Origin of the sequence: Chitinophaga sp. W2I13, from assembly GCF_050434005.1 — a bacterium.
Taxonomy (GTDB): Bacteria; Bacteroidota; Bacteroidia; order Chitinophagales; family Chitinophagaceae; genus Chitinophaga.
Window position 1 is genome coordinate 7,159,915 of record NZ_JBNPWD010000001.1, and the last position, 21,970, is coordinate 7,181,884.

19 protein-coding genes are annotated in these 21,970 nt (G+C 45.7%); 5 read left to right on the forward strand and 14 right to left on the reverse strand.

From position 1 onward, the window contains the following. Position 1: 1 nt before the first annotated feature. Positions 2–1,063: a hypothetical protein gene (locus tag QFZ48_RS29275; RefSeq protein ID WP_429065002.1), complete on the reverse strand. Its 1,062-nt coding sequence runs from the start codon at positions 1,061–1,063 to the stop codon at positions 2–4. Between the two features lie 307 nt (positions 1,064–1,370). Between QFZ48_RS29275 and QFZ48_RS29280 the strand changes: the two genes are divergently transcribed. Continuing rightward, positions 1,371–2,450, forward strand: a complete 1,080-nt coding sequence (locus QFZ48_RS29280) for a WG repeat-containing protein (RefSeq protein ID WP_429065003.1) — start codon at positions 1,371–1,373, stop codon at positions 2,448–2,450. 38 nt (positions 2,451–2,488) lie between these two features. Here QFZ48_RS29280 and QFZ48_RS29285 read toward each other — a convergent pair whose 3' ends face one another. Beyond that, a complete protein-coding gene (locus QFZ48_RS29285; protein WP_429047314.1) occupies positions 2,489–3,112 on the reverse strand; it encodes a Crp/Fnr family transcriptional regulator in 624 nt (207 codons plus the stop codon). 35 nt (positions 3,113–3,147) lie between these two features. Further along, complete coding sequence (locus QFZ48_RS29290) at positions 3,148–3,645, reverse strand: hypothetical protein (RefSeq protein WP_429047313.1); 498 nt, start codon at positions 3,643–3,645, stop codon at positions 3,148–3,150. Between the two features lie 242 nt (positions 3,646–3,887). On the opposite strand from QFZ48_RS29290, the gene QFZ48_RS29295 reads away from it, so the two are divergent. Then, positions 3,888–4,238 carry a hypothetical protein gene (locus QFZ48_RS29295; RefSeq protein WP_429065005.1) on the forward strand — a complete coding sequence of 117 codons (351 nt, stop codon included), beginning with the start codon at positions 3,888–3,890 and terminating at the stop codon, positions 4,236–4,238. A 50-nt stretch (positions 4,239–4,288) separates the two neighbouring features. Here the strand turns inward: QFZ48_RS29295 and QFZ48_RS29300 are convergent, their stop codons facing one another. The 4 genes from QFZ48_RS29300 to QFZ48_RS29315 all read right to left on the reverse strand — a co-directional run bounded on the left by QFZ48_RS29300 (position 4,289) and on the right by QFZ48_RS29315 (position 7,230). Next, positions 4,289–4,858, reverse strand: coding sequence for an alpha/beta hydrolase (locus tag QFZ48_RS29300; RefSeq protein WP_429047310.1), 570 nt, complete (start codon positions 4,856–4,858; stop codon positions 4,289–4,291). 41 nt (positions 4,859–4,899) lie between these two features. Continuing rightward, complete coding sequence (locus QFZ48_RS29305; protein ID WP_429065006.1) at positions 4,900–5,682, reverse strand: AraC family transcriptional regulator; 783 nt, start codon at positions 5,680–5,682, stop codon at positions 4,900–4,902. 16 nt (positions 5,683–5,698) lie between these two features. Then, positions 5,699–6,742 carry an SDR family oxidoreductase gene (locus tag QFZ48_RS29310; RefSeq protein ID WP_429065008.1) on the reverse strand — a complete coding sequence of 348 codons (1,044 nt, stop codon included), beginning with the start codon at positions 6,740–6,742 and terminating at the stop codon, positions 5,699–5,701. A gap of 113 nt (positions 6,743–6,855) precedes the next feature. Beyond that, positions 6,856–7,230, reverse strand: a complete 375-nt coding sequence (locus QFZ48_RS29315; protein WP_429065010.1) for a chorismate mutase — start codon at positions 7,228–7,230, stop codon at positions 6,856–6,858. A gap of 146 nt (positions 7,231–7,376) precedes the next feature. On the opposite strand from QFZ48_RS29315, the gene QFZ48_RS29320 reads away from it, so the two are divergent. Genes QFZ48_RS29320 through QFZ48_RS29330 form a run of 3 tightly spaced genes read left to right on the forward strand, consistent with a single transcriptional unit; the run spans position 7,377 to position 8,642 of the window. Further along, positions 7,377–7,739: a VOC family protein gene (locus QFZ48_RS29320; RefSeq protein WP_429065012.1), complete on the forward strand. Its 363-nt coding sequence runs from the start codon at positions 7,377–7,379 to the stop codon at positions 7,737–7,739. A gap of 11 nt (positions 7,740–7,750) precedes the next feature. Continuing rightward, complete coding sequence (locus QFZ48_RS29325) at positions 7,751–8,197, forward strand: EVE domain-containing protein (RefSeq protein ID WP_429065014.1); 447 nt, start codon at positions 7,751–7,753, stop codon at positions 8,195–8,197. After that, positions 8,181–8,642, forward strand: a complete 462-nt coding sequence (locus QFZ48_RS29330; RefSeq protein WP_429065016.1) for a MarR family winged helix-turn-helix transcriptional regulator — start codon at positions 8,181–8,183, stop codon at positions 8,640–8,642. Before QFZ48_RS29325 ends, QFZ48_RS29330 begins: the two co-directional genes overlap by 17 nt. Positions 8,643–8,655: 13 nt before the next feature. Here the strand turns inward: QFZ48_RS29330 and QFZ48_RS29335 are convergent, their stop codons facing one another. The 7 genes from QFZ48_RS29335 to QFZ48_RS29365 form a co-directional block, all read right to left on the reverse strand. Continuing rightward, positions 8,656–10,269, reverse strand: a complete 1,614-nt coding sequence (locus tag QFZ48_RS29335) for a hypothetical protein (RefSeq protein WP_429065018.1) — start codon at positions 10,267–10,269, stop codon at positions 8,656–8,658. A gap of 13 nt (positions 10,270–10,282) precedes the next feature. Continuing rightward, positions 10,283–12,259, reverse strand: a complete 1,977-nt coding sequence (locus QFZ48_RS29340) for an alginate lyase family protein (protein ID WP_429065020.1) — start codon at positions 12,257–12,259, stop codon at positions 10,283–10,285. A gap of 56 nt (positions 12,260–12,315) precedes the next feature. Next, positions 12,316–14,166 (reverse strand): glycoside hydrolase family 97 catalytic domain-containing protein, encoded by a 1,851-nt coding sequence (locus QFZ48_RS29345; protein WP_429065022.1) that lies wholly within the window; start codon positions 14,164–14,166, stop codon positions 12,316–12,318. 77 nt (positions 14,167–14,243) lie between these two features. Then, complete coding sequence (locus QFZ48_RS29350; protein ID WP_429065024.1) at positions 14,244–15,704, reverse strand: glycosyl hydrolase family 28 protein; 1,461 nt, start codon at positions 15,702–15,704, stop codon at positions 14,244–14,246. 25 nt (positions 15,705–15,729) lie between these two features. Then, a complete protein-coding gene (locus tag QFZ48_RS29355; protein WP_429065026.1) occupies positions 15,730–16,740 on the reverse strand; it encodes an IPT/TIG domain-containing protein in 1,011 nt (336 codons plus the stop codon). Between the two features lie 36 nt (positions 16,741–16,776). Then, positions 16,777–18,549 (reverse strand): RagB/SusD family nutrient uptake outer membrane protein, encoded by a 1,773-nt coding sequence (locus QFZ48_RS29360; RefSeq protein ID WP_429047288.1) that lies wholly within the window; start codon positions 18,547–18,549, stop codon positions 16,777–16,779. Between the two features lie 41 nt (positions 18,550–18,590). Beyond that, a complete protein-coding gene (locus QFZ48_RS29365) occupies positions 18,591–21,767 on the reverse strand; it encodes a SusC/RagA family TonB-linked outer membrane protein (RefSeq protein ID WP_429047286.1) in 3,177 nt (1,058 codons plus the stop codon). Positions 21,768–21,970 lie beyond the last annotated feature (203 nt).

The window sequence follows — 21,970 nt, forward strand, 5'->3', positions numbered from 1 at the left end:
TTTAATTTGCTTCCGGTTCATGCATCAGCGCTTCCGGAAAACTATAGTTCTTATTAATCCAGGGAATAATGACGCTGTCTGTTTTCTTTTCTTTTTTAGAGACAAGACAACTGCTGCGTATAATTTTCAGGTCGTAATTTTTCTTTTCTGATTTGATAAACAAATAGTTTCTTTCGTTGCATATTTTCAGGCTTTTTTCATCATGCGACGACCCAAAATCACCATAGCTATGATGGATAACGACAGAAGTCAGGTTGTATAATTTACCGGCTTCCATCGCAATAATATCATCTTGTTCCACCAGATCTCCCATATGCATTTGCCCACCGGCGATTACCAAAGCTACCACATTAGTCCCGGCCTGAAGCAACTTCTTAAATCCCCCGGAATTGCCGTACATACCCCCACCTCCCGCATGTAGTTTAAAATCTGTCATCCGCCATTGTTGATCTTTTTGCTCAAAAACAAAGGCATCGCACCAGCCGTAGCTAAGAATGCCCTGCTCCCGCCCGGGATTCTCCACCACTACTACCGCATATACGCCACCAGGAGTTTGAAAAAACCGGGGATCGTTAACAATGCGTTGAGCGCTCTTTTTATTAACAGCCGCATCGTTTTTTACAGTATCGTATACAGGTTTTATAAAATTATTCACCGTCGCTTTGTCCAACCCGGGCTGGTCTATTAATTTAAGGTTCCAGCCTTTTTCTGCCCTGTCAGTTTGTAACAGGCTGGTACTCCGGATAAACCATTTGTGTTCTTTCTCTACCAGCACAAAGTTCTGGATATACCTTCCGTCACCGTTCACCGGGTCTTTTACTACCACATCTACTTTTGCTTCCATGTTTTTAGTGTCGCGCTGTCTTTTATAAGTAACAGACGACAGGATAACATGATTAATACCGCCGTAACTGCCTGAATCGGCAAATTGTTGCAGGGTGCCCCATTGAGGCCCGGTACACAACGCATAGGCACTGTCAAAATCCCGCTTTCCCAGGGCACCGTAAAATTTTTCTACAACGCCCTTGTATGCCTGGGCATAAATAAGGGGTGATGCAAGCATTAACAAGAAAAAAGAAATCAAAAATCTGCTATTCATTATCCCGATAAAAAAATACGTGACTTATAAGTTTTTTCACAAGATGGTCGTTGTGTTTTAAATCTAAAAGTAACCATAACACGGGCTACAATAAATACCTGCTTTCAGGTATTTATCTGCCGGTAAAACTGTACTACTTTTAAAAAGCCAATACCAATATACGCTTGCAGAAACCATCAAAATGAAATAATTGATGAACCAAAATAATCTATTTAAGATAATATCGCTGCTAATAAGCAGCCTTTTTTATTTTACTTCGTGCGCGCAGGAAATGGAATATGCCATCCCACCGGGACAGTTTAGCCGGATACAACCTATGAGTGAGGGACTCCTGAGCGTAAAAACAAAAAGAGATGGACTATATGGTTTTATCAATGCCGCAGGTGAGTGGAAAATACCCGCCCAATATAATCTGTCATCCCCGTTTAGTGAAGGCTTCGCGTCGGTAGTACCAGCGGGTGCTGATCTCTATGGTTATATTAATAAAACAGGAAAACTGGTTATTGAACCAGGATATAAGGATACAAGACCTTTTTCCTGTGGACGCGCCATTGTGTGGATTCCAGGAGATAAAGGCTGGGCCTGTATCAACACTAATGGCAAAATAATATTTACGGCGGAAAGTATAAAAGCCGAACCTACCAGTATGCCCTATATGTTTAAAGAAGGTCTGCTGGAAGTTTTCCAGGCAGATAAAGATAACAATTTCCGCCACGGATTTGCGGATACTGCCGGCCGGTTGGTGATCCCCTATCAGTATAGCAATACCTTTTATTTTTCAGATAGCGTGGCGGTAGTAACAGTAACAAAAAAAACAGGGAACCAAAACGAAGGAGACGAATACCATGCAATAATTGATAAGAAAGGTAATACCTTGTTTACCATTACCAACAATATAAATGAAGTGACAATATTTAAAAAAGGCATCGCCAGGTTCCTTGCAGATGGGCATTATGGATTAGTAAATAAGAAAGGTACAATAAGGTTAGCTCCCCGTTTTGATAGGTTGCCGCCAGATTACGATGGCGGGCCTCTTTGGGGCATCATACGTGGAAAGGCGGGTGACAGCAAAGACGGCTTCCTTTACTTATTGGACAGCAATTTTACAGAAACAGGCAAACTGCTCCTTTATGCCGCAGGCAAACGTATTACCGGCACTGAAGGCAATTTTAGCGAAGGGCTACTGGCGGTAAGACAAGATGATTTATGGGGTTATGTTGACACAAAAGGTAAATGGATCATACCACCACAATTTACCGAAGCCGGGCAGTTTAATGAAGGGCTGGCTATTGTGAGCAATAGTGAGGATTCAGTAAGCATTATTAAGAATCCATTGAGTAGTTCTAAATAACCTCCCTGGTTCCACGTCCCTTTCTATCTAAATCGGAATTAGCCTATATTTGCTTTGTCATTATTCTTCTTTTCCGAAATTCGCTTCTTTATGCGGCTCAGCGATTGATTTTTGATACCTAAATAAGAAGCAATATGAAACGAAGGTACACGCTGCACAATGTTGGGATGTTCTTGTAGTAAATTCAGATACCTTTGTTCATGGGTTAAAAATAGCAGTTCTTCTGTCCTTCCCTGAGAATGATTAAAAAAATGCTCTGCAAGAATTCTCCCAAATTTCTCCCATCCTTTATGAGATGCGTATAAATCCTGCAGATCGGGGTAATTCAGGCACAGGATCTCTGCATCCTCCAATGCTTCTATATAGTAGACACAGGGATACTGAAAAATAAAACTTCTGAAAGAAACAATAAATTGATGCTCGGAAAAGAAAAAAATGTTTCTTTCCTCATCGGTTTTAGGGTCATAATAATAAACTCTGAACATTCCCTTGACCACAATTCCTAAATCTTTACAAACAACATTTTGCTTGTTATAAAAATCTCCTTTTGCAATTTTCCGTTTATGCCAAAAAGCAAGACTAACAGAGAGATCCTCCTCTGTCAGTCCTGAAAATTCTCTTATTACCTGTCTTAATAAATAAGTTTCATCAGTAGTAATCATTTATCTGCATCAATTTTCTACTAATGTAGAATAAGTTACCGTATTCCGGCAGATTTGTTGAATTTTTTCTGTTTGATAAACTGATAAACAGCGCCCGCAATAAATAATACCAGTACCACTAACAGCGTTCTGCCAACCACAGGGTCGCCTGGTCCGCTTGCCAACGGGTGATGCAGCGGAATCCTTGTTAAAGTTTCGTTGACAGTTGGGATCATAGAAAGGAAAAAGCTGAATGAAAAACAAAAGTTCTCCCAGTAACGCGCTTTTTTACTTTCCTGTTTTCTTTTAAACAGGAAATATGAAATGCCTATCAATGCAATCACCAACAAACTAAGTCCATGCCCGGGATTGAACCCTCCATGCCTGGAGATACCCAGCGCGGTCAGGGATGTAACCAGTGTTCCGAGAAAGTAAACCTTGCCTGACCAGTGAGCCAGGCTGATTTTTCCAAATTTAAAAAAGGATGCCAGTCCTGCGATAATGGCTACCACACCAATAATAGTATGAAAGATGCCTAAAGGTGATATTCCCATAATTGAATATTTTTAGGCAAAGCTGGGGGAATATGAGGACGTTTTTTTTCACTTAAGTTAATTTCAGAAAATGTTTTATTCGGAGGCTTACGCATCATGATAAGATCGACCACTCCGTTGCAACCTCTATCCTCTATAATGATACAAATTGTCAACATTATGATACAAATTGATGAACCGGTTAAAGAAAGTCTTTTTAACTTTTAGAAAGTTTAATCACATTAACCTCTAAATGTTATCTTATGAGCAAAAGGACTCTACTTTTGACCGCAGCCATCATTCTTAGCTGCGGTTTTGGCATGAAAGCCACTTCCGCGTTAAAACAAACAGCTTCCATCCCTGGCGTGAAGGCGCCGGCTTTCGCCTGGAATTTCATCTATGCCTTTGGTAATGGCCCTGTATCCGGCTTAAGCTGGTCGAGCAATTATTTGTATGTTTCTTCCGGCAGTTACATAGTATATTCCGCGAACGGATATGGATTCCTTACACCATCGACCCCGGTTTATTGTAATGCGGCAGACAATGCAAACACCTATGTACAGGTGGCTGTAAACGGCGGCCCCGTTTCGTATTATGACTTCCAGGAATATTAATTAAAAAAAGAGCAGCGCCTTTTTCAAAGCGCTGCTCTTTTATTCAGTGACTATCTTTCTTCCTGCGCTTTTGTTGCCAAATCCTTGATGTCTGCAACCATGTACGGTATTGCCCTGTGATAAGAATGATCCATACCTGAAAACACCCTGTAATTTGCCTGTGGCATTAACTTTTGGTAAGTTTCAAATTGCTGACGGGGAATCACCTCATCGTCTGTTGAGTAATAAAAATAAATATTATCCAGCTTGTTAAGATTACCTGCAAAATCATCTTCTATAACATATTCCGAAACATCCCAGTTCTGATCCTTCCAATAGGGAACACCGAACAGGATCATTCCTATTATTTTATCCGCAACCGGCTCCTGGGAAAAATGCTTTAATATTACAGAGGCTCCTAAAGAGTGGCCGAGCAGGATAACCTTTCCCGATAAGTTTTCCAGGCTGGCCGTTAAAACAGCGTCCCAGGCCTGATAACTGGGATTGTCAGCATCCGGAATAGGCGGGTATATAATCCTGAACTCATTGCCAAGTTCAGCCTTCAGGGCGTCTGCAATTACCTGTTCTTCTTCTGTGGTTACAAGGCCCGCGCCCTGGATTAATAATATTTCATAACTCATAGCACTTCGTTTAGTAAGGTGGTTAATAAAGCATCGCTATTCTACAAACTGCCGGGACTGTATCCGAAATGTTTTTTAAACGCATAGGAAAAATGGGAAAGATCCTCGAAACCTGCATCGAGGTAAACCTCGGATGGCTTTCGTTTTTTTTCAGAGATCTGGTAATGCGCCAGTTCCAGGCGTTTTTGGGTGAGCCATTTGCCGGGTGTGCTGTTGAAAGCTTTTCTGAAATCTTTTTTAAAGGTAGTCAGGCTTCTGCCGGTCAGATAACCAAATTTCTCCAGCGGAAGATTGAAACAATAGTTTTGCTCCATGAAACTAACCAGGTCCAGTTTGCCGGGCTCTTCAAAATGCCCCAAGAGCAGATCCACCTGAGGGTCAATTACCCGGAGTACACGAATGGCTTCCTCGACTTTTAAGGCAGCGATGTCCTCCGGCAAAGCATCGGCCAGCTCAAAGTAAGGTTGTAAAGAATTGAACAAACTTTTCAATAAGGGATGTTCTCCTAAAACCATGAGCTCCGCACCATGGCGTTGTGAAGTGGCCAACTGATTCTCCGTATAATATTGCTGTAGCTTTTCTTTACGGAACACTACTGATATGGCGATGCAGGGCTGCCCCGCCAAAGGGAGTTTGCTCATCCTGCCCAATTGGTTACGGGGTAACAAGATCGTATCGCCTGCGAAAAACTGATAGTGACGTTCCGCAGTAACAATCCTCATTTCGCCGGAAACTATTTGTACCAGCGCTGGTTGCGGTAAAATTAGCTCACGGCTGTAATGGGCCTCTTTCTTGCAGGCAATAAATACTTCGGCTACTTCCATCGGTATAAAGTTAGCTTTATTGATCGAGTAATTGCAAACGGATCAGGCTTTGTGCAGCGGCCAGTATCGCTTCCTCTGCAGGGCGCGGAGACCAGCCGAGCTGACGAATGGCCTTTGCGCTGGTTACGTTCATCACTTTACCCAACAGCGGGATCATCGATTTAACCATCGGGTCTTTCAACGCGGCAATACGTAACAAAGTATTGGGCAATTCTTTCACTTTAACTTTGTCGGCAGCAGCACCAAGGTTCTCTTTTAATATTTTTGCCACAGCCACCAACCAGATACTTTCGCCGGCAGTGGCAATAAAACGCTCACCGTTTGCTGCAGGATTTTCCATTGCACGCAGGTGCAGGTCCGCCACATCACGCACATCTATAAAACACGAGTTGATCTTAGGGCAACCCGGCATCTTTCCGGTCAGGAGATTTTTGATCAGGTGAATGGAATGCGAATAATCAGGTCCTAGTACCGGGCCCATAACCGTTACCGGATTAATAACAGCAAGTTCCAGCCCGTTTCCTTCCGTTTTGATGAAGTCCCAGGCCGCTCTTTCCGCCAGAGTTTTTGATTTTTGATAGGCTGGAGCATTTGCTGTATTCGTCCAGGTATTTTCATCGAAGGGTGCTGTTTGGTTAGGATGTCCGTAAACAACCGCTCCGATGGCGGAGGTCAGCACTACACGTTTTACCCTGGCATCTTTGGCTGTGCGCAATACACGCAGTATACCTTCCCGCGCCGGAATAATCATTTCATCCTCATGTTTGTAATTAACTTTTGGAGTAGGTGAAGCCACATGCAAAACGTAGGTGCAATCACTTACCGCTTTACTCCAGTTGGCATCTGAAGCAAGATCGGCCTGCACGAAATTTAGCCGGTCACCAGCGTCAGCGCCGCCTTCGCGCAACATGGCTCTCACGGTGTCCCCACGGTCCAGAGAACGCAATGTCGCTCTTACATGGTAACCGGCATTTAATAATTGAGCAATGCAATGCACTGCAATAAACCCAGTGCCACCGGTAACCAGCACCAATTTTTCTTTACTTGAGTTCGTGTTCATCTCATATTGTTTTGATGAACCAAAATTCGGTTTAAAGAAGATAGCTTGTTTTGTTTAAAAGGCGCATTATGCTTTGTTTAAAAGGCGGGGGAGATTAGACAGGCACCATCGCTTTAGGGCTTATCATCCGAAATGGCCTCCTCTATCCGCAGACTTTCTTTATGGATGGCATTGAGCATTTCAGTGACGAATTCGGCCGACAGTCCTTCTTTCTTACCCGCCTCAATCCCTCTTTCCAGCACCTTTTGAAAGCGGGCGGCCTGTAAGGGAGCAATATGATGCCGGGCTTTATAAACACCTATCTCACGGACAACCCCTTCTCTTGCCCCTAGCACCTCGAAAAGCTTTTTATCAAGCGAGTCGATGTCCTTTCGTTTGTTTTCCAAAACAGTATCAGTGATATTTGTGGACGGGCTTTGTCCATCTGCTTTGTCCGCAATGGCTATAGCAGCCAGAGTGATAATAAAGACAAGAAATGTATTTTTCATACCGGAAGGCCCGCCATTTTAATGCCATTTTTGGTGAGCGTCAATGTCATAGTAGGGATTCCCACGTCGTTTATTACACCAATCATAATAAAATTTGTATATTGTTGTCGTATATACTATATTTGCGACAACAATATACATACACAATGAGAAAATTGGAATTTGCATCCCTGCAAGTCAGGGATCTTGAAACCTCGAAAGAATTTTACATTACCAAACTAGGGTTTGAAGAAGCAGGAATCTCCAATCCGGGAGCCTGTATTTTTAAATTTAACAAAGGCGAAGCAAGTTTTGCCATCAGAACGCCTATCGGTAACCTCGAAGGAAAAGAACTCGGTATAGGTACCTCACTTTGGTTCGCAATCGATGAGGAAATAGAGGAGCTGCAAGCCCGGTTATCAGCAAAGAATGTGCCCCTGTTAGGCCCGGTCCAGGCAACACCTTTCGGGAAAATCCTCGTTGCTAAAGACCCCGACGGATACAACATCACCTTTCTAAAGTCAAACTAAATCATTCGGATATGAACAGGGATACGAAATACTGGATCATCGTGGCATCGAAAGACCATGTCAAAACCGGAATCGCAGAGGGAATTGCCCAAACCTGCCATGGAAAGGCATCACCTTTGAAAAGGATGCGTAAGGATGATTTCATTATCTATTATTCGGGAAAGCAGACACTGGAAAAACCCCAGGCCTGCCAGGAATTTACCGCGATAGGAAAGGTTATGGATGATGAAATCTATGAGATCCGGGTGTCTGAGAACTTTTGCCCATCAAGGCGTAAGATTGAATTTTTGCCAGGTGAGGATGTTTCTATTTTGCCGTTAATTCCCCGGCTGGATTTTATCCAAAACAAGAAAAGCTGGGGCTATCCATTCCGTTTTGGTTTCTTCGAGATCAACCGGCACGATTTTGAACTGATTTCTTCACAGATGCTACAAAAAAACTATGCCCAAAAAGATTGAGTTTCATTTTAAAAAGCCAGAGGACAGTCCGGGCTATTTGCTGGGACAGCTGACCATGTTATGGCAGAGAAAACTAAAGCGTGTTTTAGATCCTCTGGACCTGACGCATACCCAGTTCATACTGCTCTGTGCACTGGCCTGGCTTTCCAGGGAGAGCGATGCCGTAACACAGATCGATATTGCAAACCAGGGGAATGCGGACAGGATGATGGTATCGAAGGTGTTAAGAACACTGGAAGATAAAAAGTTTATTACCCGTCACGAGCATCCGACGGACACGAGGGCCAAAACGATCAGGCTTACAGCTACAGGGGAAAAGATCTTACAAAAAGCTATTATCAGCGTAGAAAATGCTGACCTGGAATTTTTCACAAAATTGGGTACTGAGCTGGTGGCGTTCAATGCTAATATGGCCAATCTGATTAAAGAGAACAAAACAGAATAGTTTTCTCCAATCTCTAATGGGTCCTTCCGGTTTTCGCTGGTAAGACAGTTTCAACAGCACGAATGTAGAACGACTGTTCAACAGGTACTGCCGACTGGAACTTTCCTGTAATGCCATACTGCCAGGCCACCACAGTAACTTTTAACGGTAGCTTTGCACGTGGCGGCACGCTTGTAAAAACCAGCTTATTGTTGTCAATATATGCGGGACCTTCCTTTACATAATAACTCACCGGCAACCCCGAAGTCGCCTGTGCAGCCAGTGGCAGACCTTTTATCCCCTTTCGCTGATCCGGCAGTGATTTGAAATGTATCTGCTGCGCTTCACCGGTAGTTTGCGGTAGCGGTATCTTAATATTCAACTGCTGTACAGCGCTCTTAAACGTATCATCTCCTTTATTCTCCGCTACCAGCCAGATATCGTTGCTTCTCTTGGTATTATTAAAGCCCATACGGTAAAAATCCAATCTGAAAGTGGTGTCATTTATCTTCTTAACGGGGCCGCATATACGATTAATTTGCAGCGCCGTTGAAGCATGTTGAGCAACTTGCCTGGTTCTGGTGGAATCGCTAAAAAATGCGCTGATATGAAAAGTGCCATCGCTGAGCAGAGGGCTGTCTATGGCATATACAGCATGAGATTTACCAGGTATTAGCGGCTTGCCATCCTGCATAAACCCGATGAACTGTTGCTGTTTTCCTCTTGCCATGCGATAATACTGTTCGGTGGCATCGGCCATTTGCCGGTCAAATACCCATGAAGCAGATTGCCTGTTCCCCGTATATGCGTTGAAAGGCGCCGCAGCGGCGTTAGGCAAACTATCCCTGTGCCATCTGTCCACCAACCATCCCTCCTCCGGCTGCACCGGATGTAAACCCTTTGCACGCCAACGGAATTTCATCGCTTTGCGTATAAACAAGGAGAGATAATCGACTAAGGCATCTGATGCATCAAAATGACTGTGACCGGCATCTGCAAATAAGGAGATGACGCTACGCGGATGTGATTGTATGTAGGAGAATGCCGGGACAATCCGGTCTTCCCACCACTCATATTCCCCCATGATAAAAAGAGAAGGCACACCATTTATATCCCTGTTGCCCCAATCCGGATTGGCCTTGCCGCTACCGGTTAGCGTTGTAAGCGGCGCATCGCCATGAAGGGATATTACTGCCAGCGTTCGTGCCGGATTCCATGCCGCAAAATTCCAGGGAAAACTGGCCTGGGCAGAATGGCCGATAGGAATAACAGGAATTGTTTTTAGCTCCGTGTATCCGGAGACCTCTGCCAGCCGGTTCATCATCATCTCAAAATCTGCAGGTGCATTTTTGGTGAAATCGAACATCTGCGTGGTAATAGGGGTAACCCATATTTCTCCCACCCCAAGTTCAGCCAATGTTTTACGGAATGCAGGATGTTCCAGCACCGTTTCTTCCGTCATGTTATGCTGCCCCCAAACTACCGCCTTTAACTTTTTACAGTTCTCAGGTATCCAGAGAAATGCATGCGGAGGTGCTTTCGTCTCACCGGAAATAATATTGTCTACCAGAATACTCCACTGCCAAACCTGCGCAGCAGACCGGGATGCAATGAGAAGAAATATTACAATTGCGAAACTTACCTTCATCCTTCTTTGGGTTTTAATGCAGCCGAACACGTACCGTAGTGGTATTTGAAATATTGGAGGCCGCAGCCACACCAATCAGTACCGGCTGGTCAGCGCGCCATTCTACAGATGCCAATTGCTGCCATTTTATACCATCGTAGGATCCGGAACCTGTTATGGTATTGCCTGATCGCTTAAGCTTTAACCAGTAACTTCCTGTCAGGCGGCCGTAGGTTACCGCCGGCGGTGTTAATAGTTCCCTTGCAATAACAGATGCATTAATTCCGGGAGCCTTCCGTTGCAGGAACTGCATCATCCATGCAGGCACTTCTATTTCCTTTGTTTTACCAGGGTACAACATCAGCGCGGCAAAAGGACTGTCGGGCTCCAGCCCGGACCTGATCATCAGTCCCACCGTTGTAAACTGTGAACTCGGCTGCGGACACACCCCGACAATCATCTCCTCATTTCTTAACAGCTTCCTGTAGGTATAATTGAAAGCTTCCTGCAAGGTGTCTGTAAATACGCCCCCTGCCTCTATCCTGAGCAGATTGCCATCATACTGTGCGTAACCGGCCTTTCCTGTATTTCCGATATCACTGTTACGCCAGCCGCCGGGAAGCCCTCCGCCCGCTAGAGATACAGGGATTGATGCGGCTGATTCTTTTCCATTACTTATCCCTGCAACAGTATAATAGTATACAACTCCTTTTTTTACATGATCATCCGAGAAGAAATTTCCCGTAGAAGTTCCTATTGTTAGATACGGACCATTTTTTTTATCTGCCCGTTTGATTATGTAAGACGAAGCATCTACCAGACCAACCCAGCTCAGCGTACTTGCATCAGGCGTTGCTGTCAATACCAGCCCGGCAGGACTTTCAGTGACAATATTTTGTGCATGCCTGTTTCCCTCTCCCGGATCAATGGAATAAAATAAGGTACCATACCCGGGATGATCTGCCCCCGGATTACCGGGGCCTTCAGGCCGGAGTTTATCAGCCGCCGCTTTTGTAAACGGCGCCTCTATCCCCATCCTGTGTACATAGTGATTATACACCTGTTCAAATACAGCACGCAGATTACCCCGTGCCACCTCCGATGGACGCATATGGCTGTATTTACCGGTGCGGTCAGGCATTGGCGTATAGGGGATATCGTTATACCCCAGGTTATATTTTGCGGTGTATTCAAATCCTTTTAATAAACGGTTGTCAGCATAGGCATATAGGTTCAGTCCCTGGTGCCAGGCCATTTCGCAGCATTCGGCCAGCATGCCAATGCCGAGCTGCGTGTGGGCCTGATCCCTTCCTGTTTCCTGTACCTGGCCGGTGTCGTTAATAATATAGTGAGTAAGGCTTCCATTCCCCCGTCCGTTTACATAGTAGCGGACTGCCGTTTCAAAAATTTCACGGTCATTGCAGAAAATCCCTATCCCCATCACCGTTTTAAGCGCGGCATCGTCCCAGTTGCCATTTGCAAAAGGCGCAAACTCCGCAAGAACAGGATAAATCACCTGGCGAAAATGTTTCTCTGTACGCTTTGCGGCATCTTCCGGCCACCCCGCATTACTGTGTCTTATAATCTCTGCGGCGTTAACCATTTTAAATGGGCCCAGGCCGGCCATCAGCACGGCGTCTTTTCCGGTAACCGCCTTCAGCGTATTACTCCATGCGTCAATGATGCGGATCGCTGTTTCGGCATGGCGTTTATCACCGGTGATGGCCCACATCAGCGCATTCTGATAAGCGGCATTGGCATCACTGTCATAGTCGGACTGGCCAATGCCCGGGTTTCTGCCCACGGTCGTCAGCGGTCCCTTTATCCTGTAATCATAATGTGAAAAAGGACTTTCCCTGAAAACCAGGTAACCTTCGTATATGGGTGACCGTTGCTGTGCCACGCCGTTTCTCATGCGCTGTAAATCAGCCTGGCTATGCAGCAGGCCAGGGTGTAAAAAAGCAGGCGCCTGTGCGAAAGCGGTATCATAAAACAATAATATGCATGCCACAAATGATACGATTATTAGTATCACATTTTTCGTGCGACTCATCATCTATTCGATTTTTATTTTTCGGGGTTGTTGGCGCCTGATCTGAAAATGATGGCCTGTCCACCTTTCGCTAAAAGCTTTACCGGCAGCTTGTCGGTATTGTTGAGTGTAACGGTTCGCTTATTGATGGCTTGATTATCGCCGTCTTCATAAATAGTGGCAGTATAAGTAATGCCAGGCCGGAGAAAAGAAAGGTCCAGCATAGTTTCCCAATCCTGCGGGCCGGCTGCACAACCAAGGTACCAGGTATCTCCTTTTCTCCTCGCCACTGCTATACCCTTTCCGATATCGCCCGACAGGTAATGCGATTCATTCCAGGTAGTAGGTACATAGTTGTAGAACGCGATCTCTTCATCGTTGATATAGTCGTTGGGCTGGCCATACCAGAAAACGGCCTGCAGCGGGCTGTAGTAAACCACACTGAGCGCCAGCTGCTGGGCTTTCGAAACTTTTATATTTTTTGAAAAACTATTCTTCGAATTCGGGAAACAATAGGTAAAATCAGCAGCTCCGGCGAAAAAGCGCGTAAATGGCAGCGTAGTATTATGAAAAGCATCAGGGCTGTTTTCATCTCCTCTTATGCCTTCCTGCGTCAATAACGCCGGGTAGGTCCGGCTAAGACCAGTAGGTTTGTAATTATCGTGTATGTTCAGTACAAAACCATAATGCTGGACTTTTTTAATGGCCTGCGACAGCCAGCTGAGACCCGCCTGGCTAAGACCATCCACGAAACCGAATTTAATACCTGCTACACCCCATTGCTTATAAAGCGGGAGAATGGTATCCAGTTTGCTTTTCAGCCCTACGTAATTTACATACAGGATAACCCCAATATTTTTTTCCTTGCCATATGCTATCACCTTCGCCATATCAATCGCGGGGATTACCTGGCAGGGATCGGAAGACGAACGGAACTCCGCACCATACCAGCCTGCATCAAACATGATATATTGAAAATGATGCTTTACTGCAAAATCAATACAATCCAGTCCGCTTTGGGTATTCAGCTGTGCACGGATAAGTTTCCCAGGCCTGATCCACGATAAATCGCCTGGTGCAGGCGCATCTGCCAGCTTCAAATTCAAGGTGCGGCAATGAGCCAGCGCAATAGCAGAACCGGCTACACTCAACGTTCTCCATGGTGTTTCAATTTGTTTGCTAGACAGTACAGCGGTATCACGAGGAAACTTTACCGCCAGGGTATTTCCATCAACTCCACGGGTCAGTTCCACTTTCGTGTAATTAAGGTTCGCGGCCTCTCCAAGCTGGCAATAATTTCCATCTGCCAGGAGTGTAACCGGCAAATCCGTAGTAGTGTGGAAGGTATCCACCAAGGTCGGCGTAAAAACAGACTCCTGGTTGTATTGATAGATGAGTGGAGAAGATGGGAAAGAGAAGGTAGTCAACTCCCGGAGCTGATGCGGTACGGCGTCAGCAACAGATACGGCATAACGGAATGCCACACTGCTGTCCATCACCCTGAAATCCAGCCTTACCTGGTTACCACTATTGGTTTTCAGATACAATTTTGCCTGCCGGTAATTGCTATACAAAGTGTCCTGTTCGCCCAACGGACTCGCAAAAGATTCCCGGTGCAATGCAGGCTTAACATACCGGCTGATTTTTGCCGTGTTGAAAGACACGCCATCCACTGTAATCTCAAGTGCAGACCTGTTCGTAATTGTTTTTCCTTTAAAAAAGAGCTGATAGCTGAGCTTCCCACCTTCAGCCCGTAATTCCAACACTGTTGTTCCACCCGGGGATGCAATGGAGTATACTTTTTGTGCAGCTAGTTGCCCATACTGCAAAAGAAGTATCAGGCCCAGCATTCCGGGTGATTTCAACCAAAAGAACCTTTGACTCATTTTCAATTTTTATCAATTTAAAAAATTAATTGTGCTATTTCCTGAAAAAGGTACTCCAGCAAGGTATTCACCATACACTATTCTGTTTTCCTGAATACCAGGCTATCTACAAACTCACCTACAAACATCCGCGCCATATCTGCTGTTTTATACCATCCTGGTTTTCCCTTCATATTATCGGACATGAGTGTTCCATTAATTTTCAGGTTTTCGAATACAACGTTCCTGACCCTTCGCGCTTCGCTGTAGCCGGTAATAATAGAAAGTTCCGGGTTATCGCCGTTGTAGGTTATATTTTTGAATAGTATATTTTCTATGCCTTCGCCGGGCGCTGTGCAGTATTTCTTATTAAACGGGATCTGCAGATGCACCAACTGGCCGCACCTGATATTCTCTATGCGGATATCTTCAAAGGATACATCTCTCACAAGATTATTATCGCCCGCATTGATGGCCATGCATCCCTGGTAATCTACCTGCATTTCCCGGTGTTCCAGGATATCGATGTCGGTATAACGCACATTTTCGATCGTATCCGGATGCGGCGTATTCCCATGGAGACCAATATGAATGGGATGAGCAACATCTGCCCAGAGCGTGGAATGCTGCATGACTATATTCCGGCAGCCACCCACAAAACCCTTTCTTGTGGCGTATACGGTACTGCAATCATCTGAGTTGCGGCAAAAAACACCATCATACAATACATTATTGCTGGCAAATACATTCATGCCGTCACCCCATTTGTAAGCGCTGATGCTTTTTACATTCCTGACTATCACGCTATCTGAACTACCCACCGGGCATTGTGTGAGGATAATACCCTCCAGCAATACATTTTTTGAATGCGAAATTTTCACCCCTTCCTGCCCGGGAGAATCAATAATACCCCTGCCGCCTATTTTCACATCCCGTACACTATCCACCGCAAAATGGCCTTTTACTACAGCCCCACCGGCGAGGTACACGTATTTTCCTGACGGCACCTTCAGCACCCCGCCTTTGATTTCGTGGATACCCGGACCAAAATAAATAACATTTTTTGCTTTCGGATCCGGGACCGCTGCCTGTACAGGATTGGCAAACAAATGAAGATTATGAAATTTATCTCCGTTGATTTCAATGGAAAGATGCTTCGGCTGAAGCAGGCGGAAATAAATCGTATTGTTTACCACCTTGCGACCAATTCCGTATGAAAGCGGCCGTATTGCCACCTGTCGTATTGGTGCCCTGTTGCTGGTGATGGCAACTTCTACTTCTCCAGAAAAATCAAAGGATGCCATGGAAGCGTTTTCCACATGATGATTAACTCCGCGCACCTCATCTACCTTTACATTATACTCATATAAGTCCTGCCACTTGCCACCGGGTTGCCGCACCTTCACCATAAAATCTGCGTTATGCGCAGGATTTCCCGCCTCTGGTGCGGGGAAAGCATAAGCCACCAATTGCTGCTGCTGTGCCATACATACTGCTGAAAACAACACACAAATAATAATACCGGTTAGCTTCGTCAATATCCGATCGAAATTCATCATTGTAAAATTGAAAGCACTAATAAAATTACTTGCCGTAAAATTCAATTTCCGCTATGTTACAGTTGCCTGCCGGAGAGTAATAATAGATATAGCGATAACTATTGACAGTTGAAATTTGCGCATCCGTATACACACCATTAGGCGGTGCAGCGGCAATGGTATAAAGCACCACATAATCGGACAGTGACGGATCATTGGCTGCTCTTATCTGTCCGCCCACCATCCGGGCGGCATTGCCGCTCCTGGGTACGTAACGTACCGATTTCAGTAATGCCGCTTTCCCTTCTCCCATATCGTATCCAACGTAACCGGTTGCGGTAGGTCCATCTATGTAGGTATTCAGATTACCGTCTACAGCAGCAGGAATCATGGTGGCCGGATTATTGGACCAGGAGCCTGAATGTCCAAACAGTATACCAGTAAGCTTCTCCGCGTTTATCAGCAGGTATTGTCCAATGAGGCGCTGACCATCAACAACCAGTGTTACGGATCCGGGAAGCGCATCCGGCACCTTGAATTTTACCTGTTCCGATGCAACGCTCAGCACTTCTGCCTCCTTTGCACCAACAAACACATGAACGAGGGATTTATCTGTTCCGAAGTTATTTCCTGTGAGCGTAATTTCATCGCCTGCCTGTGCTTTATCCTTACTCATAGAAATCAGTCGGGCAGAGGCTTTGAAGGTAAATACCTGCGGTATGGAATCGCGCTTGCCAAATATCTCAACGGTGACTACACCGGTGATGCCTTTTGGAGGGACCTGCACTACAATCTTATTGCCGGTAACGCTTCTCACAGTATCTGCACGCACGTTACCAAAATATACTTTCACTGCACCAACCACTTCCCCGAAATCCTGCCCGTCTATCGTTACATTGGACAATGCATATCCCTGTTTAGGTGAGAAGTCTGTCACCACGGGAGCAGGATAATTAAATTCCCTGAATTGTGCATCCTTTTCACAGGCAGGGAGAAATATGCCGGCAACCAATATCATTCCCGGCAGGAACAGGTTTTTAAAAATATTGCTAGTCATATAAAATGCGCGCTGTTAATTGTGAATTGAATGTTTTTAATAACCCGGGTTCTGCAGCAGATTTTTATTTAAGATCATCTGCGAGGTGGGAACCGGGTACAGGTAATGTTTCTTTGCAACACTGTTATTACGCGAACTGGCGACCACCACACATTTCAACATACCGGCCGGTGTTGCCGCGGTTTCCTCTCCAAACACATAGGTGGATGGTTTATAGGCAGCCGTTGGATTGCCTGCGGCATCTTTAAACGGTGTTTCATAAGACGCATCGCCCACTACCCTGCCAAGCCGGGAAGGATTCAGTGATGCCTCCAGTATGCCCCAGCGTTTCAGATCGTCAAAGCGTTTACCTTCACGATACAATTCCACAGTACGTTCCCTCCTGATCTCTTCCTTGATATCCAGGCCGTTTGCAGTCACCAGTGCATTGGTGAGATGGGCTACGCCGGCACGGTCACGCAGTTTATTGATGGATGCGTCTAACTGTCCGTCTGACATGTTTCCATTCAATTCTACCAGCGCTTCCGCATACGTGAGGTATACTTCCGCAAGGCGGATGACAGGCCAGTTGGCCGATTCAGTACGATCAGTTCTGCGGCCGCCGAAACCGTAAACACCATATTTGTTGTTGCCATAGCCGCTGGATCCCAGGCCGCCGAAGTCCAGCGTCACGGTTGCCGGCGCTGTAGCGGAAGCATACAGGTAGTTCAGTAAACGCAGGTCACGGTTTTGAAACTCAGCGGCAGCCGTATGGTATCCCTGGAACAGGGATGACTTTGCCGGTGGCAAACCGTCTGTACAAACCGCCATATCCACAAACTTGCGGCTGGGGTACAACTGCCCTACGGTCCAGGTGATGTTGATGCCGGATTGCCGCAGCGTATAGTCGTACACGGTATAGAGGATAAATTCCTTGTTGGATTGCTTATTGTAACCGCCAGGGTTACTGCCTTCATCTTCAAGATTGAATAAATACCAGGAACTTGAATTGGCCATTTTTGAATCGCTGTTCTTGTTCCACAACTCATAACCGCCGTTGTCCATTATCTGCTGGCAAAGGCTCACGGCCTCATTGAGGTATTTGCCGGCATTGGCAGGATCGTATCCCGCAGTGCCTGCGCCAACGCTGCTGCCATCGCCATCCGGCGCCTTGCCTACATATTTTTCCCAGGTAGCTTCATATAGTTCCACCTGCGCCTTCAGCGCCATGGCGCCCCACTTACTTATTCTGCCTTTATCGGCAGTACCAATATTCTGCTCGGTGGGCAATCCTGCAATAGCCAAATCAAGGTCAGCTAATATCTGGGAAACTACCTGGTAGCGGCTGCTGCGCTTGTCATAGAGTTCAGGCGACTCAACACCCAGTACCGTTGTTACAATGGGTACCCCACCATAGAGTTTGAGCAGGTTAAAGTAAGCAAAGGCACGAAAAAAATAGGCTTCTGAAACATACTGGCCGATTTCACCGCCACCGGTATACGCAGCTGCCTTTGATAACAGGATATTACAACTTCTTATACCATTGTAATTCCAATTGGTGCTGCCAACAGCAATAGTACCAGTGCCGATGTCCGAGCCATTGCCATTTGTATTGGCGGAAAGGTCAGAGCCATTGTCCATGGAACCAAAATTCCATCCGGGTAATTGACCATAGAACCCTGTGGCGAAGTCTTTGAAATCCGACGGCTTCTTAAAATATACTGCGTCCGTAAACTGGGCATTCGGTTCCAGGTCAATAAAATTCTTCTGGCAGGCAACCATTCCCAAACAAAGGCTCCCTATGATAATATTATTAAGTATAGATTTCATGAGTTTTGTTTTTATAAGTTCCGGTATGAAAGATGAATACCTTATAATCCCAGGTTTAAACCAAAGGACCAGGTTCTTCCGAATGGATAGCCACTGTTGATGGAAGCCTCTCCCATTTCAGGATCAAATCCGTCTTTAATGGAAGTCGATTCCCATAGGTCGTTGCCGGAGAAGTATACACGGACCCTGTTCAGTTTTGCTTTTTCAGTCCATCGTTGTGGCAGCGTATAACCGAGTATGAGTGATTTCAACCGGATATAACGGTTGTTTTGCAGCATAAAATCATTATTGGCATAGTTCCAGCCTGCACGGGTTGGATTCACCGTTAAACGCGGGTACATCGCTTCCGGGTTGCTGGTGGTCCAGGTCTTACCGAGGAATATAGGATTCTGGTTAGTGTATACTGCGCCAAATGGATAAGCCATATAGCCATTACGCATCATATTCTGTTTAAGCTGTCCCTGGAAAGTGGTGAAGATATCAATACCTTTCCAGGAGGCGCCGAGGTTAAGGCCAAAGGTGAGATGAGGTGTGCCGTCGCCTGCATACACCAGTGAGCTTTTTTCATTTCCGATGTTGGTAATATTTTTCGTACCGGCTACATCTACCCTTTTCGTGTCGCCGGGGCGCAATGCAACCGCCTGATTGTTCTGAGGCATATTCGCCAGCAAAGTACTGCCTCCATAGGCGGCATAATAAGCGTCTACATCAGCCTGATCGCGGAAGTAACCGTCTGTTTTGAAAACGAACCACGACTGATACGGATAACCATTCACAATATCGTTTCTTCCGGGGCCATAACTATCTCTCCCTTCCACGCCGCTAACCACTGTATTGGTATTGCTGATATTAAATGTGGCACTGTAACTGAAGTCTTTTTTCGAGTCTTTCCACGAGAGTATAAACTCCCATCCTTTGGTTTTGAACCTGCCGCTGTTCGTTTTCGGAGCCGATCCACCCAGCACGGAGGGATAGGTTACGTCTATCAGCATGCCGATATTTTCTTTTACGAAGTAATCTACGTTGGTCGACAGCCTGTTGGACAGGAAGTTCAGGTCCACTCCGATATTCTGCTGCTTTACTTTCTCCCATGTTCTGTTATAGCTGATCAGGCCATTATTATTAAGTCCGGTCGACTGCTGCTGCGTAACGGGAGATCCCAATGCCGTTGTTCCGATATTGACGGTAGACAAATAGTCGAATGCACCCAGCCCGGATGCTTCATTACCGGTAGTGCCGTAGGTAGCACGGATCTTACCAAAACTTAGAATGGAGTTAAATCTTTCCATAAAACCTTCGTTGGTAAATACCCATCCCAGCTGCACGGTACCAAAGTTTTTGAATTTATAGCCGGGGGCAAACCTGGAATTACCATCTCTTCTTCCCACTAACTCCAACAGGTATTTTTCCGCATAGTTATAATTCAGGCGGCCAAGATAAGAATAGCGGCCATTCAGACTTTTAGACCCTGAATTGGTTTGGGTGGTGGTAGACGCCAGGCCGATGTCATACACGCCCATATCGGTAAAGCCTATACGCTGGGCCGACACCCACTGTGCATTATTCTTTTCGGCGTTGATACCGGCCATTGCTGCAATATGGTGTTTCGTGGCGAGGGTTTTATCGTAACGCAGTAATCCTGAATAGTATTGGTAGGTACCCTGCCAGGCATAGGTATAATAAGTATTATTGGTTCCTCCTGTGTTAAGACCAATACCGGTAGGTACGTTATACCAGTTGTATAACTGCACCGGTAATACGTAACGTTCCTGGTTGAACCGCTCGTTCTGAAGAGAAACCAGGCCTTCCAGCGACAAGTCTTTTGTGATCTGGTAGGTTGCCTTTACATCCACTCTGCCTGTCAGTGAATTCCTGTTGTTTCGCCCACCGGCTGCGCTCATAGCTGCCGCATTCCTGTTGGCGCCGCCATCGATACCGTTAAAGGTAGCAAACCAGTTGCCGTAGGGATTCTTTGCGGGGAAGAACGGCATATCATATGCATAGAGGGTATTATCCAATCCTACAGCAGGCTCGCTGGTTTTTGCATCGATCAGGCTGATATTGGTTTCCAGTTTCAGGTCCTTTGTCAGGTTGTAGTCGTAATTAAACCTGGCGTTGTATTGTTTCTGTCCGTCGTAGGCGGTAGCCAGATTACCCTGGTTATCTGCATAGCCGAAAGACAGGCGATAGGACGACTTTTCTGTACTGTTGGAAATACTCAGATTATGCTGATAGGAATATCTTGGCGCAAACATTTCCTTAATCCTGTTGGCATTGTATATATAGAACTCGGTACCATACAGCGGATACGCGCCTTCAACGCCCTGTTGCATTTTCTTCACGTTATCTTCGCCCCATACCCACCAGTTGGGAACGGTTTCCTCCTTGTTGGCTTCCACCCACATGGTGGCATATTCCTGCATGGAGGGTGAATAACCGGTGATACCGTTTGTAACGAAACGCATATTGCCGTTGTAGTCTACTTTGAGTTTGCCCTTGCCTCTTTTGGTCGTAACAAGTATCACCCCATTGGCTGCACGGGATCCGTATATAGCCGCAGATCCATCTTTCAGCACAGAGATACTTTCAATATCATCCGGATTGAGGTTCTGAAAAGAGTAATTGTTGAGAACAGGCACGCCATCTACTACAATCAGCGGATCACTCCCATTTACAGAGGAGGCGCCGCGGATACGCATGGAAATCCCTTCGTTGCCCGGGCGGGGAGAACTTCTTGTAACCAGCAGGCCCGGCGTTTGCCCCTGGAGTGCCAGGGCGATGTTGGTGACCGCCCGGCTTTCAAATATTTTGCCGGATACCTGTTCTACCGCACCGGTGAGGGTAGCCTTCTTTTGTTTGGCATAGCCAACGACTATCACTTCGTCGATATTTCCGGCAGGCTTGAGTTTTATATCCAGGAAACCTGCTGTGACAGGCACTTCCAGCTTTTCAAAATTCAGGTAACTAACGGTCAGTGTGGAGGAAGAGGTGGATACCGGCAGGGAGAAGAGTCCATTTTGGTCGGCGGTTGTTCCCACCTTGAGTCCTTTAACCAAAATGGTGGCGCCAATTAATGGCTCGCCCGTTTCGGCATTTACCACTTTGCCGGAAACGGTTCTCCCGGTTTTAACCTGTGCCGGCAGGGAGTTTACAATTAATAGTAATAACATTGTTCCGAGGATGGCGGCACATGTTGGTAATAGTCTGATTTTACGCATACCAGTTTTTTTTGTGGCGTTGAACGTGGATAATAAATCTTGATAAAGCTTTTGTACTGTTTTTTACTGACAAAAAATCAGGGATAAATCACGCTGGTGATTCATAAAACGTAGAATGATTGTCATAACGGGTAAATTCAATTTTGATTGATAAGTATTACTGGCCAGTATGCAAAGTAAACACCAAGCACTCCCAACTATAA